This window comes from Actinomyces sp. (genome assembly GCF_030524025.1).
Lineage (GTDB): Bacteria > Actinomycetota > Actinomycetes > Actinomycetales > Actinomycetaceae > Actinomyces.
This window is the reverse complement of the sequence record NZ_JAUNHI010000030.1, coordinates 17263-28448: the sequence shown is the minus strand read 5'-3', so window position 1 is coordinate 28448 and position 11186 is coordinate 17263. Positions and strand designations below refer to the sequence as shown.

Here is an 11186-nt window from a genome sequence, read left to right as displayed (position 1 = left end):
CAGGTATCGACCCACGGCTCAGGTGCCGACCCCACACTCAGGGGCGGTTCGCGACAGGCAGGCTCATGACAGCTGGCTGAGGTCGATCTTGCCCATCTGCAGGATCTTGTCCCGCGTGGCCTCGTTGGCCATGAGCTCTTCGATGTTGTCGGGAACCACCTGCCAGGACACGCCCCACGGGTCGACGCACCACCCGCAGCGCTCGGCCTCGGGCACGGCGGACAGCACGGCCCAGTAACGGTCGATCTCCTCCTGGTCGCGGCACCGGACGAGCAGCGAGACCCCGGGGGTGAAGGTGAAGTCGTGGTAGGTGCCGGAGTCCATCGCACCGAACCAGCTGCCCCGCAGGGTGAAGTCGGTGAACATGACACTGCCCGGCTCGAAGGATGCGCCCTCCTCATACAGGTGCAGGGCGCCGCGCGCGGAGTCGTCGAAGAGGTTGATCCAGGTCGTCGTCGCCTCCAGGGCATTGCCGTGGTTGGTGCCGCCGAACATGAAGGTGGGCACGACGAAGGGGCGGGGCTCCCCGGCGGGGTCGGTGAGCATGAGCTGCCAGGTGAAGCCGAAGCGGTCGCGGACCCAGGCGTAACGCTTGGCGAAGGGGTACTCGCCAAGCTCCATGAGGACGCCGCCGGTGCTCAGTGCCGCGTAGAGCTCGTCGAGGTAGGCGATGGCGGCCTCCTCGCCCCCGAACAGCAGCGGGTCGAAGTTGAGCAGGCAGCTGATGGACGGGTTCGGGGCGTACATGTCGTTGCCGTTGATGAGCAGGATCGGCAGGCCGTGGACCTCGACGGTCGAGGCGGGTCCCGGCGGCTGCTCGACGACGTGGGCCTGCCGGAAGGTCTCGGCGTAGAAGCGGGCGGCCTCCTCGGCGGTGCCATCGCACCAGATCGCAGGCATGATTCGGTGTGTCATGGTGGGCATGGTAGCCCGCGGGGCGGGAAGCGCCCGGGACCTGCCGGGCCTGTGGCGGGCGCCTACCGGCAGATGACGACCTCGACCCCGGCCTCTCGCAGCCCCTCCCGGGCGTCGGCGTCGATGTCGGCGGTCGTGAGTACGGTGTCGAGGTCCTCGATCCGTCCGAAACGGTAGGTGTTGGTCGTCGAGAGCTTGGAGGGCGTCATCGGCAGGAGCCGGCGCGCCGAGGAGGCGATGATGGACCGCTTGATCATCGCGTCGACCGACTCCATGACCGTCAGCCCCTCACGGACCGAGACGGCGCAGGCCGACAGGACGGCGACGTCGGCACGGAAGGCGCGCACGGCGTCGACCGCCTCGGTGGACATGAGCGACAGCGACTCGGGGTCGACGGGGCCGCCCGCGGTCGTGACGGTTGCGCCGCGCACCGAGGCCAGGGCGCAGGCGGCACCCAGCGACAGGCACAGCGCGCGGATCGAGCGCCCCGCGAGCTGCTCGGCGACCATCTCGCAGGTGGTGCCGTTGTCGACGATGACGCTCTCCCCGTCCTCGATCAGATCGGCGGTGGCTCGCGCCAGAAGCCGTTTGGCCTCGACATCCTCGCGGCGTCTGAGCGCCACCGGGCGTGCGGCTCCGCGCCGCGGTGCGCGCAGGGCGCCGCCGTGGACCCGGGTCACCAGGCCCTCGTGGGCGAGCTCGGTCAGGTCGCGCCGCACGGTCACGACAGACACTCCGGTCAGCCGGCTGAGCGCGTTGACGCTGTGGACCTCGGTGGGGCTGAGGGCGCGCAGAATCGCACGCCGCCGTTCATTCGGCGTCACTTCCGTCTTTCCCTTGATCGGTGGGGAACGGCTGATCGTTTCCCGTAGAAACGAACGATGACAGTGATCATATGCTCATCTACGGTGGAGGTCAACGGTGAGAAGGCGGATCGACCGAGGAAGAACCGAGGACGAACCGTTGACAACACGAAGAAAAGCAGCCGTCGATCGGTGTGATCGAACGATCGCTGGCGGTTGCTGAGCATTGTCGCGAAAGGACCGATGATGACACACCTCGACCACGCAGCGATCTGGGTCGCCGATCTGGACGGCGCCCGTGACTTCTACTCCCACTGGTTCAACGGTCACGCCAACGGCCTGTACGAGAACCCTGTCACCGGTCTGCGCTCCCACATCCTGCACTTCTGCGACGACGGCGTCCCGGATGGTCGCCGCGCCCGGCTGGAGATCATGACCCGCCCCGACGTCCTTGCCTCGGGCGGGCAGGCCGGGCTGGGCTGGGCGCACGTATCCTTCGCCGTCCCCGGACCTGCGGACGTCGACCGTCTCGCCTCCGACATGGCGCAGGCCGGCATCGAGGTCGTTGACGGCCCGCGCCTGACGGGAGATGGCTACTATGAGGCGGTCGTCCTGGACCCCGAGGGCAACCGGGTCGAGATCGTCGCGGGCGACTACTCGCCCGAGGTCGCCCTGCGGCCCGCCCCCTGATCCTCTCCGGCGACCGCCCGGGGGCCGGTCAGCCCAGCGGCCCCAGGAGGTAGTCGGCCAGCGCCTCGGCGGGCTCGGCCTCCCCGGCGTGCTCACCCTCGAAGGCGGCGGTGGCGTCGGTTCCGCACATGCCGGTGATAGCGCCCTGGCCGCCGGGGTGCTGAGAGATCCAGTCGGTCAGGTCGTAGACGTTGCCGTTGACCACCGCCCAGCAGGACTCGGATGAGGCGTGCTGGGCCACCTCCTCCATCGTGTAGGACCCGTCCTCGGATGGTGTGGGCGTGGCGCCAGAGGCCTGCGAGTCATCCGTGGTCGGTGAGGCCGAGAGGGCCGAGGAGGCCGCCGGGGTCGATGCGGAGTCGCCCTGCGAGGAGGCGGAGACGTCGGACCAGGCCAGCTCGGCGCCGGAGTGCCCCGCCAGGACCGTCAGGACGGTGACCACACTGGCCACGGCGACGGTGGCCAGACCCCACTGCCGGCTGGTGGAGCCGGGAGGGTCTTCCTCATGGGCGAGCCTCCACAACCAGGGAGCGCCGACCAGCAGGTAGATGACGCAGGCGCCGAGCAGGGCCAGCCCCCAGCGCTCGTGGCGCTCGGGCTCGAAGCCCATGAGGTCGGCGAGCGCGTTTCCCGACAGGAAGGAGGCGCCGGTGGCCAGCACGGCCACGACGAGCAGTCCGAGAACCGCGTAGACGAGCTGAGGGGAACGACGTCGTTGGAGGGACAGGACGATGACGCCCAGCGTCGTCAGGGGCAGGAGGACGACGGGGGCATGGACGACGAGCGGGTGAAGCGGCAGATCGAGTCCCATATCACACGATAACCCGAGGGTGGGGTCATGTGCGACATGGTAAGCGCGCGTCCCGCCTGTTCGGTGTCGCCCGTCCTGGGCCGTGCGGGCTCAGAAGGTCGAGGTGTCGATGACGTAGCGGTAGCGCACCTGGGAGTCCACGACACGGTCGTAGGCCCGGGTGATCTCCTCACCGCTGATGAGCTCGACCTGGGGGTGCAGGCCGTGCTCGGCGCAGAAGTCGAGCATCTCCTGGGTCTCGGAGATCCCCCCGATCTGCGAGCCGGCCATGGCCTTGTTGCCGTTGCACAGTGCCGCCAGGTGGATCTGCGAGGGGTGCTCGGGCAGACCGACGTCGACGAAGGTGCCGAAGGGCTTGAGGGTGCGAACCAGCGCCGTGTAGTCGAGGTCGTCGGCGCCGACCGTGCACACGATGAGGTCGAAGCTGCCCGCCAGCGCCTCGAGCGTGCCGGCCTCGCTCGTGGCGTGGAACTCAGTGGCGCCGAAACGACGGGCGTCGGCCTCCTTGGAGCGGCCGTGGGAGATGACGGCGGTGGTGGCCCCCATGGCTGCGGAGATCTGAACCGCCATATGCCCCAGGCCGCCCATGCCGACCACGGCGACGCGCTTGCCCGGACCGGCGCCGTAGCGCTTGAGGGGCGAGTAGGTCGTGATGCCGGCGCACAGCAGGGGAGCGGCCGCCTCGAAAGGGATGGAGGCCGGGATGCGGCAGGCGAAGTCCTCCGAGACCGTGAACCCCTGGGCGTATCCTCCGGCGGTCGGGTTGCCCTGGGCGTCGGGGCCGTAGGTCCACAGGGTGCCGGGCAGCCCCCCGGGCGTCCCGGAGCAGAACTGTTCGTAGCCCTCCGTGCAGTACTGGCACTGGCCGCAGGAGTTGACCATGCAGCCCACGCCGACCCGGTCGCCGACCTTGTGCTTGGTGACCTCGGCGCCGACGCGGGAGACGACCCCGGCGATCTCGTGGCCCGGTGTCAGCGGGTAGCTGGCCGGCCCCCACTCCTGGCGGGCGGTGTGGATGTCGGAGTGACAGATGCCCGCGTAAGCGATGTCGATGTAGATGTCGCGGGGGCCGGGCTCGGGAATCTCAATCGTGGTCCGGTGAAACTGGGTGGTCTCGTCCTCACAGGCATAGGCCAGGACCTCAGGCATGGGGTGCTCCTTCGCGCTCGCGATGCAGTAGTGCTGTAGTGCTGTAGTGCTGTAGGGCTGTGGTGGCGTGGTGGTGCGCGCCCATTGTGCACCCGGTGCGCCGTCTCAGCCCCAGGGCAGGCCGACGAGTTTGCCGATGTGCTGGCCGGCGTCCAGGTCCCGGTGTGCTTGGACGATGTGCTCCAGCGGGTAGGTGTGGACGGGCATGAGGTCGAGCCGGCCGAGCAAGGACTGTCCCGGCCGCAGGCCGATCCCCGTGCTCAGGGACCCGTGGGCGGTCTGGAGGGTCTCGGGCGCCGAGCCGATGACCTCCCACGGCAGGTCGGAGCTGAAGGTGATGACCTGGTCGCGGGGGACGACGACGTACTGGGCGTAGCCGCCGTCAAAGGTCCGGCCCATGCCTCCCATCATGGTGACCGCCTGCGTCCCGGGAACCAGGATTCCCTGGGGGTCGAGGTCGACCACGCCGGCCGCCTCGATACCCAGCACCCGGGGGTAACTCATCCCCTCGGCCTGACCGGTCACCGAGTGGTACTCCGAGCGGTTGAGCCCGAATGCCATGACTTTGAGGCGCACCTGTCCGGGTGCGGGCCGGGGCACGGGCAGGTCGGTGACGGTCAGGTGGTCCAGGCCGGGCGCGCTCAGGACGCCGGCGCGCATCGTGCCATGCTCCATCGGGGCCCCTTGGTGGGGTGGTGGGCGGTCAGAGGGCTCAGTCCTCGCCGAGGACCTGGCGGAGCCAGGCGATCTCCTCGCGGCGGGAGGCTCCGGCGATGCGTGCCATCCCCCGGCGGTAGGGGTCGGTCTCGGCCGCGCTGCGCCGGGGGGTGCCGTCGGCCTCGTAGAAGAAGGACGGCGCCGGCGTCCGAAGGATCGCCAGGCGTCGTCGCAGCACCGTCTCGCGCTCGGCCGCCTCGGGCAGGTGGGACAGGAAGGCGAGGACTACCAGGAAGTGGGGGAGGGTGGACAGGTCGGCGTCGTCGGGCTCGCGCAGGAGCGCGTGGAGGTGCTCGCGGCCGGCCGGTGTGATCTCCACCCGCCGCCGGGTGCGCCCGCGCGCCCCCGGCTCCTCGGTGCGCACGAGCAGCCCGGCCCGTTCCAAGCGTGCCAGGGCGGGGTAGAGCGAGCCCTCAGACAGGAGTCTGCCGGTCCCGTCCAGCTCCCCGATGCGCCGGCGCAGCTCGTAGCCGTGCAGCGGCCCATCGTCGAGGAATCCGAGGATCTTGAGGTCGAGCACCACCCCACCATACATCGATTCGACGTAAAAACGAGAGGCTGTTACGGTGGTGCCGCGCCACGTTGACCGTTGGCGCGGAAGAGAGGCTGACCGATGAGCACCCGCTCCAGCACCGCAGACCCGGACCGCAGCGCCTCCACCATCACCTTCGAGGCCGTCACCAAGCACTACCCCGCGCCCCGGGGCGCGGCGGGGCGCGGGCCGGCCGTCGACTCCTTCAGCGCGACCGTGCCCGCAGGCACGACGACGGTACTGCTGGGATCCTCCGGCTGCGGCAAGACGACCCTGCTGCGCATGGTCAACCGCATGGTCGAGCCCTCGACCGGGCGTGTCCTGCTCGACGGCACCGACGTGCGCGACTCCGACCCGGTGTCGCTGCGCCGCTCGATCGGCTACGTCATGCAGAATGCCGGGCTGCTGCCGCACCGCCGAGTCGTCGACAACATCGCGCTCGTCCCGCGCCTGAGCGGCTGGGACCGCGCCTCGGCCACGGACCGGGCCCTGGAGCTGATGGACCTGCTCGGCCTGGAGCGGGCCCTGGCCCGGCGCTACCCCTACCAGCTCTCGGGCGGGCAGGCCCAGCGCGTCGGGGTGGCTCGGGCGCTGGCCGCCGACCCCGGCCTGCTGCTCATGGATGAGCCCTTCGGCGCGGTCGACCCCCTCGTGCGCCGCGAGCTCCAGCGCGAGCTCGTGCGCATTCGTGACGAGTTCGCCACGACGGTCCTCTTCGTCACCCACGATGTCGAGGCGGCACTGACGCTGGGCGATCAGATCATCGTCCTGCGCGAGGGGGCCCGGGTGGCCCAGCGCGGGTCCGCCGCCGAGCTGCTGACCGACCCCGCCGACGACTTCGTCGCGCGCTTCCTCGGCGTGGACGACCCCGACAGGGAGCTGTCACTGACCGAGGGGGCCGGCGGCTCAGTGGTCTCGGACGCCTCCGGCAGGGTCCTGGGACGCCTGGCCGGTGCGCCGGTGGTGCGGACATGACCTGGGTCCTGGCCAACGTCCCGCTGGTGACCACCTACCTGCTGGCCCACCTGGCCCAGGTGGTGCCGGCGGTGTGCGCGGCCCTCGTGCTGTCCCTGCCCGTGGCGCTGGCCGCCCAGCGCGCCGGCGTGCTGCGCGGCCTCATCGTCTCCGGGTCCTCCCTGCTCTACGCCATCCCCTCCCTGGCCCTGTTCGTCGTCCTGCCACTGATCCTGGGCACCGGGATCCGCGACGCCACCAACGTCGTGGTGGCCCTGACCCTCTACGGCATGGCGCTGCTCGTGCCCGCCGCTGTCGACGCCCTCGACGCGGTCGACCACCGCGTCCTGGACGCCGCCGCCGCGATGGGCATGGGCAGGCTGCGCACGATGGTGACCGTCGAGCTGCCGCTGGCCGGGCCGGCCATCCTCGCCGCGCTGCGGGTCGTGACGGTCTCGACCGTCTCCCTGACGACGGTGGGCGCCGTGCTGGGCGTGCGCAGCCTGGGATGGTTGTTCACCGACGGCTTCCAGCGGGGGATCACCGCCGAGGTGCTCACCGGTGTCCTGGCGACCGTGGCACTCGCCCTGGCCCTGGACGCGGTGGTGCTGGCCCTGGGCAGGCTCGCGCTGCCCTGGACGCGCCGGCCCGCGGGCGACCCGGGCGACACGGGTCTCACGGCGGACACAGGTGACGCGGGCGGCGCAGCGCACGGGATGGTTGACAAGGCGGTCGACGGCGCCGCCGGCGGCGGCAGGGGGCACCGATGAGCATCGTGTCCCAGACCTTCGACTACGTGACCGACCCTGACAGGTGGAGCGGGGCGCTGGGGCTGGGGCCGCTCCTCATCCAGCACGTGGGCTACTCGGTCCTCGGTGTGGCCATCGCCGCCGCCATGGGGGTGCCTCTGGGCTGGTGGGCCGGTCACACCGGGCGCGGGCGCGGCCTCGTCGTGGCCCTGTCCGGGGCCGCCCGGGCGCTGCCGACACTGGGTCTGGTCACCCTCCTGGGGCTGTGGCTCGGGATCGGGTTGCAGGCCCCGATGGCCGCCTTCGTCGTGCTGGCCCTGCCCAGCGTCCTGGCCGGGGCCTACACCGGTGTGGAGTCGGCCGACCCGGTGGCCGTCGACGGGGCGCGGGCCAGCGGCATGAGCCCGTGGCAGGTGCTCACGCGGGTGGAGATCCCCCTGGGGGCGCCGCAGCTGGTCGGCGGGCTGCGCTCGGCGGCCCTCCAGGTCGTGTCCACCGCGACCCTGGCCGCCTACACCGGCGCGGGCGGCCTGGGCCGGCTCATGTTCCTGGGGCTCAAGACCCAGGACTACGTCATGATGCTCGCCGCCTGCGTCGTCATCATCGGCCTGGCGCTGGTCAGCGAGCTCGTCTTCGGCCTGCTCCAGCGCGCCGTCACCCCCGTCGGCGCGCGCACACGGAAGGAAATCTGATGCCCTGGACCCGACGCACAGCTCTGACCTCCGCCGGCGCGCTGGCACTGAGCGCGGTGGCGAGTGCCTGCGGCGCCGACTCCGACCCCTTCGCCTCCTCGGAGGAGTCGGGGTCGGCGGGAGGCGCCGTGGTCGTGGGCTCCCAGCAGTACTACTCCAACGAGATCATCGCCGAGCTCTACGCCCAGGCCCTGGAGAACGCGGGCATCGAGGTCGAGCGCCAGTTCCAGATCGGCCAGCGGGAGGTCTACCTGCCCGAGCTCGTCTCGGGCAGCATCGACGTCCTTCCCGAGTACGGAGGCAACCTCCTGCAGTACTACGATCCCGAGACCACGGCCACTGACGCCGAGTCCGTCCACGCCGAGCTGCTCACGGTCCTGCCCGAGGGGCTGACCGTCCTGGACGCCGCCGAGGCCACCGACCAGGACTCCTACACGGTCACCCGCGCCTCGGCCCAGGACAACGGCCTGAGCTCCATCGCCGACCTGGCCGGGCTGGGACGCACCGTCACGGTGGCCGCCAACTCCGAGTTCGCCTCCCGGCCCTACGGCCCCGACGGCCTCAAGCGCGTCTACGGGGTCGATGCCCGCGTCGAGCCCGTTGAGGACTCCGGCGGGCCGATCACGGTCAAGGCACTGACCGACGGCACCGTCGACGTTGCCGACATCTACACCGCCGACCCGGTCATCGAGACCGAGGACCTCGTGGTCCTGGAGGACCCCAAGGCGCTCATCCTGCCCCAGCGGGTCACCCCGCTCGTCGCCTCCTCCCTGACGACGGCGGCCGCCCGCGCCATCGACTCGGTCTCGGCCCTCCTGACCACCGACGAGCTGCGGGCCCTCAACGCCCGGTCCACCGGCGAACAGCTCGACTCGGCCACCATCGCCACCGACTGGCTCACCGACAAGGGGATCCTCACGGGGTGAACGCCGCTGGCTGGGTCCGTCATGGCGCCGACCGGGCTCAGGGGCGCTCCCGGCGCCACAGGTCGACGCGCCAGGCGGCGTCGCCGGACACCGGCCTCCACACGCCCGGGGCGTCCGAGGCCCGCGGGTCCACCCGCCAGCGGCCCGGGTCGATCGGGGGTGCCATGACGAGGTCCTCCGGTTCCACCCCCCGGCGCAGCGCGGCCCCGGCGGCATCGAGGTCGAGGGTGGACACGACCAGGAGGTCGACGACGTCGGCCTCCAGGGCCTGGCGGTAGACGTTGCCCCCGCCGATGACCCAGACCCTGGGCAGGTCCCGGTAGGCATCCTCACGGGGGTCGGGGCCCAGGGCCTCCAGGCGACGACGGGCCAGGTCCAGCCCCTCGTCCAGCTCATGGGCCACGGTGGCGCCCTCGGCCCGCCAGGAGGCGCTGCGGGTGAGCACCACCGAGTCCCTGCCCGGCAGCGCGCCGCCCAAGGAGACCCAGGTGGTGCGCCCCATGACCAGTGAGCCCCCGAGCGTGGCGGCCTTGAAGTGCCGGAAGTCGGCGGGCACCCGCCACTCCATGGCGCCGTCGGCGCCCAGCAGCCCGGCGCGGTCGACCGCCCAGATGGCGCCGACCCGCAGCGCCGCGTTGTCCTCGGCCGGGCCGGTCATACGGCCACCGGCGCCTTGATCGCGGGGTGGTGGAGGTAGCCCTCGGAGGCGTCGATGTCCTCCATCCGGTAGCCGTCGATGGACTCGGCCTGATCCAGGCGCAGCCTTGGGAAGGGGTGGGCGGCCGGCACCCGTGCGAGCTGCTCGCGGACCTGGTCGACGTGGTTGTCATAGACGTGGCAGTCGCCCCCGGTCCACACCAGCTCGCCCGGCTCGAGATCGGCCTGCTGGGCCAGCATGTGGGTGAGCAGGGCGTAGGAGGCGATGTTGAAGGGCACCCCGAGGAACAGGTCGGCGCTGCGCTGGTAGACCTGGAGAGACAGGCGCCCCTGGGCGACGTAGCACTGGAAGAAGGCGTGGCAGGGAGCCAGCGCCATGCGGTCGAGTTCGGCGACGTTCCACGCCGACACAAGCATGCGTCGGGAGTCGGGGTCGGTGCGCAGCGTGGTGACCAGGCCCCGGAGCTGGTCGATGGTGACGCCCTCGCGGGTGGGCCACGAGCGCCACTGGGCGCCGTAGACCGGGCCGAGCTCGCCGTCGGGGCCGGCCCACTCGTCCCAGATGGTGATGCCCCGCTCCTGGAGCCAGCGCACATTCGTGCCGCCCTGGAGGAACCACAGGAGCTCGCCCTTGACCGCCTTCATGGCGACGAACTTCGTCGTGATGCGGGGGAAGCCCTCCGCCAGGTCGTAGCGCAGCTGGCGGGCGAACAGGGAGCGCGTGCCGGTGCCGGTGCGGTCGCCCTTGGGGGCGCCGTGCTCAAGGACCTCGGCCAGGAGCTCCTCGTAGGACACGTCCACCCCGGCAGGCGGCTCGAGCCCGAGGGCCGCCAGGTATGGGTGGCGGCTCACGCCTCGATCACCTCGATCGCGCCGGCCTCGGGTGAGTCGAGGGCCGGCCCCAGGGCCGCGTGGGTCCCCTCAATGACCTGGTTGGCCAGCGCGCGGCCGCCGGACCAGCCGATGGCGGCGCCGATGCCGAAGGGGATGAGGCGCCCCAGCGCCAGGGCTCCGCCCTGGACCGAGGCCCGCTTGGCCAGGCGCTTGGCGAGCTGGGTGTTGATCGACTTGACCGTGGGCAGCGGCATCTTGGCCAGGGACTGCGCCGCCCAGAACAGGGTGGTCAGCCCCAAGGACCCCTGGATGGCCTCCGAGCCCTCCTTGCCCAGGAGGGCCGAGAGCACCAGGGTCCTGCGGCGCTCGGTGTCGACGACCCGCAGGCCCTGGAGCTCGGCGACGGTGAGCACGTAGGTGACCGCAGAGGCCATGAACACGGCCGTCTGCCCGACAGTGAGCGCCGCCGCGGTCCCGGTGCCGACGGCCGGCAGCGCCGCCGAGGCGCCGACCGCGCCCGAGGTCATCCCGGCCTCGGTGCGGAACCGTGAGGCAGCCAGCTCGACGAGCTCGGCGGTGTCGGCGCCAGGCCGTTCGCGGCGCATCCGGGCCACCCGCTCCTCGATCCTGCCGGCCGGGACGGCGATCGCCTTGTCGAGGGCGCGCTCCAAGGCGCTCGTGCGGTGCTGAGACATGGTTCCTCCGAACTGGTGGGGTGCGTGCGCTCCGACGGCGCGGGGGACGGTGCGGTTGCGGT

14 protein-coding genes are annotated in these 11186 nt (G+C 71.5%); 5 read left to right on the top strand and 9 right to left on the bottom strand.

The window, feature by feature from the left end; all coding sequences use genetic code 11:
- Positions 1-63: 63 nt before the first annotated feature.
- Positions 64-915 carry a VOC family protein gene (locus tag Q4C85_RS10030; protein ID WP_303141746.1) on the bottom strand — a complete coding sequence of 284 codons (852 nt, stop codon included), beginning with the start codon at positions 913-915 and terminating at the stop codon, positions 64-66.
- 62 nt (positions 916-977) lie between these two features.
- Positions 978-1739 carry a DeoR/GlpR family DNA-binding transcription regulator gene (locus Q4C85_RS10025; protein ID WP_303141743.1) on the bottom strand — a complete coding sequence of 254 codons (762 nt, stop codon included), beginning with the start codon at positions 1737-1739 and terminating at the stop codon, positions 978-980.
- Positions 1740-1964: 225 nt separating this feature from the next.
- Between Q4C85_RS10025 and Q4C85_RS10020 the strand changes: the two genes are divergently transcribed.
- Positions 1965-2408: a VOC family protein gene (locus Q4C85_RS10020; RefSeq protein WP_303141740.1), complete on the top strand. Its 444-nt coding sequence runs from the start codon at positions 1965-1967 to the stop codon at positions 2406-2408.
- A 28-nt stretch (positions 2409-2436) separates the two neighbouring features.
- Here the strand turns inward: Q4C85_RS10020 and Q4C85_RS10015 are convergent, their stop codons facing one another.
- The 4 genes from Q4C85_RS10015 to Q4C85_RS10000 form a co-directional block, all read right to left on the bottom strand.
- Entirely contained in the window at positions 2437-3219 is a 783-nt protein-coding gene (locus Q4C85_RS10015; RefSeq protein ID WP_303141737.1) for a cytochrome b5-like heme/steroid binding domain-containing protein, read from the bottom strand.
- Positions 3220-3309: 90 nt separating this feature from the next.
- The gene (locus tag Q4C85_RS10010; RefSeq protein ID WP_303141735.1) at positions 3310-4368 is read right to left on the bottom strand and encodes an NAD(P)-dependent alcohol dehydrogenase; all 1059 of its coding nucleotides are present in this window, start codon (positions 4366-4368) and stop codon (positions 3310-3312) included.
- Between the two features lie 105 nt (positions 4369-4473).
- Positions 4474-5028 (bottom strand): hypothetical protein, encoded by a 555-nt coding sequence (locus tag Q4C85_RS10005; RefSeq protein WP_303141734.1) that lies wholly within the window; start codon positions 5026-5028, stop codon positions 4474-4476.
- Positions 5029-5080: 52 nt separating this feature from the next.
- Positions 5081-5605 (bottom strand): PadR family transcriptional regulator, encoded by a 525-nt coding sequence (locus Q4C85_RS10000; protein WP_303141732.1) that lies wholly within the window; start codon positions 5603-5605, stop codon positions 5081-5083.
- A gap of 93 nt (positions 5606-5698) precedes the next feature.
- On the opposite strand from Q4C85_RS10000, the gene Q4C85_RS09995 reads away from it, so the two are divergent.
- The 4 genes from Q4C85_RS09995 to Q4C85_RS09980 are packed head-to-tail and all read left to right on the top strand — an operon-like array spanning position 5699 to position 8938.
- On the top strand, positions 5699-6592 hold the full coding sequence (locus Q4C85_RS09995; protein WP_303141730.1) for an ABC transporter ATP-binding protein: 894 nt from the start codon (positions 5699-5701) through the stop codon (positions 6590-6592).
- Positions 6589-7341 carry an ABC transporter permease gene (locus Q4C85_RS09990; RefSeq protein ID WP_303141728.1) on the top strand — a complete coding sequence of 251 codons (753 nt, stop codon included), beginning with the start codon at positions 6589-6591 and terminating at the stop codon, positions 7339-7341. Before Q4C85_RS09995 ends, Q4C85_RS09990 begins: the two co-directional genes overlap by 4 nt.
- Entirely contained in the window at positions 7338-8012 is a 675-nt protein-coding gene (locus Q4C85_RS09985; protein ID WP_303141727.1) for an ABC transporter permease, read from the top strand. The genes Q4C85_RS09990 and Q4C85_RS09985 overlap by 4 nt, the downstream gene beginning before the upstream one ends.
- On the top strand, positions 8012-8938 hold the full coding sequence (locus Q4C85_RS09980) for an ABC transporter substrate-binding protein (RefSeq protein ID WP_303141724.1): 927 nt from the start codon (positions 8012-8014) through the stop codon (positions 8936-8938). The genes Q4C85_RS09985 and Q4C85_RS09980 overlap by 1 nt, the downstream gene beginning before the upstream one ends.
- Before the next feature lie 37 nt (positions 8939-8975).
- On the opposite strand, the gene Q4C85_RS09975 is transcribed toward Q4C85_RS09980, so the two are convergent.
- The 3 genes from Q4C85_RS09975 to Q4C85_RS09965 are packed head-to-tail and all read right to left on the bottom strand — an operon-like array spanning position 8976 to position 11124.
- On the bottom strand, positions 8976-9596 hold the full coding sequence (locus Q4C85_RS09975; RefSeq protein ID WP_303141722.1) for a dihydrofolate reductase: 621 nt from the start codon (positions 9594-9596) through the stop codon (positions 8976-8978).
- The gene (locus Q4C85_RS09970) at positions 9593-10447 is read right to left on the bottom strand and encodes a thymidylate synthase (RefSeq protein ID WP_303141719.1); all 855 of its coding nucleotides are present in this window, start codon (positions 10445-10447) and stop codon (positions 9593-9595) included. Before Q4C85_RS09970 ends, Q4C85_RS09975 begins: the two co-directional genes overlap by 4 nt.
- Complete coding sequence (locus tag Q4C85_RS09965; protein ID WP_303141716.1) at positions 10444-11124, bottom strand: hypothetical protein; 681 nt, start codon at positions 11122-11124, stop codon at positions 10444-10446. The genes Q4C85_RS09970 and Q4C85_RS09965 overlap by 4 nt, the downstream gene beginning before the upstream one ends.
- Between the last annotated feature and the right edge of the window lie 62 nt (positions 11125-11186).

Excerpts from the sequence above, each read along its gene's own strand:
- Q4C85_RS10030 (WP_303141746.1), bottom strand. The coding sequence starts at position 915 with ATGACACACCGAATCATGCCTGCGATCTGGTGCGATGGCACCGCCGAG.
- Q4C85_RS10020 (WP_303141740.1), top strand. The coding sequence starts at position 1,965 with ATGACACACCTCGACCACGCAGCGATCTGGGTCGCCGATCTGGACGGC.
- Q4C85_RS10015 (WP_303141737.1), bottom strand. The coding sequence starts at position 3,219 with ATGGGACTCGATCTGCCGCTTCACCCGCTCGTCGTCCATGCCCCCGTC.
- Q4C85_RS10010 (WP_303141735.1), bottom strand. The coding sequence starts at position 4,368 with ATGCCTGAGGTCCTGGCCTATGCCTGTGAGGACGAGACCACCCAGTTT.
- Q4C85_RS10005 (WP_303141734.1), bottom strand. The coding sequence starts at position 5,028 with ATGCGCGCCGGCGTCCTGAGCGCGCCCGGCCTGGACCACCTGACCGTC.
- Q4C85_RS09995 (WP_303141730.1), top strand. The coding sequence starts at position 5,699 with ATGAGCACCCGCTCCAGCACCGCAGACCCGGACCGCAGCGCCTCCACC.
- Q4C85_RS09990 (WP_303141728.1), top strand. The coding sequence starts at position 6,589 with ATGACCTGGGTCCTGGCCAACGTCCCGCTGGTGACCACCTACCTGCTG.
- Q4C85_RS09985 (WP_303141727.1), top strand. The coding sequence starts at position 7,338 with ATGAGCATCGTGTCCCAGACCTTCGACTACGTGACCGACCCTGACAGG.
- Q4C85_RS09980 (WP_303141724.1), top strand. The coding sequence starts at position 8,012 with ATGCCCTGGACCCGACGCACAGCTCTGACCTCCGCCGGCGCGCTGGCA.
- Q4C85_RS09975 (WP_303141722.1), bottom strand. The coding sequence starts at position 9,596 with ATGACCGGCCCGGCCGAGGACAACGCGGCGCTGCGGGTCGGCGCCATC.
- Q4C85_RS09965 (WP_303141716.1), bottom strand. The coding sequence starts at position 11,124 with ATGTCTCAGCACCGCACGAGCGCCTTGGAGCGCGCCCTCGACAAGGCG.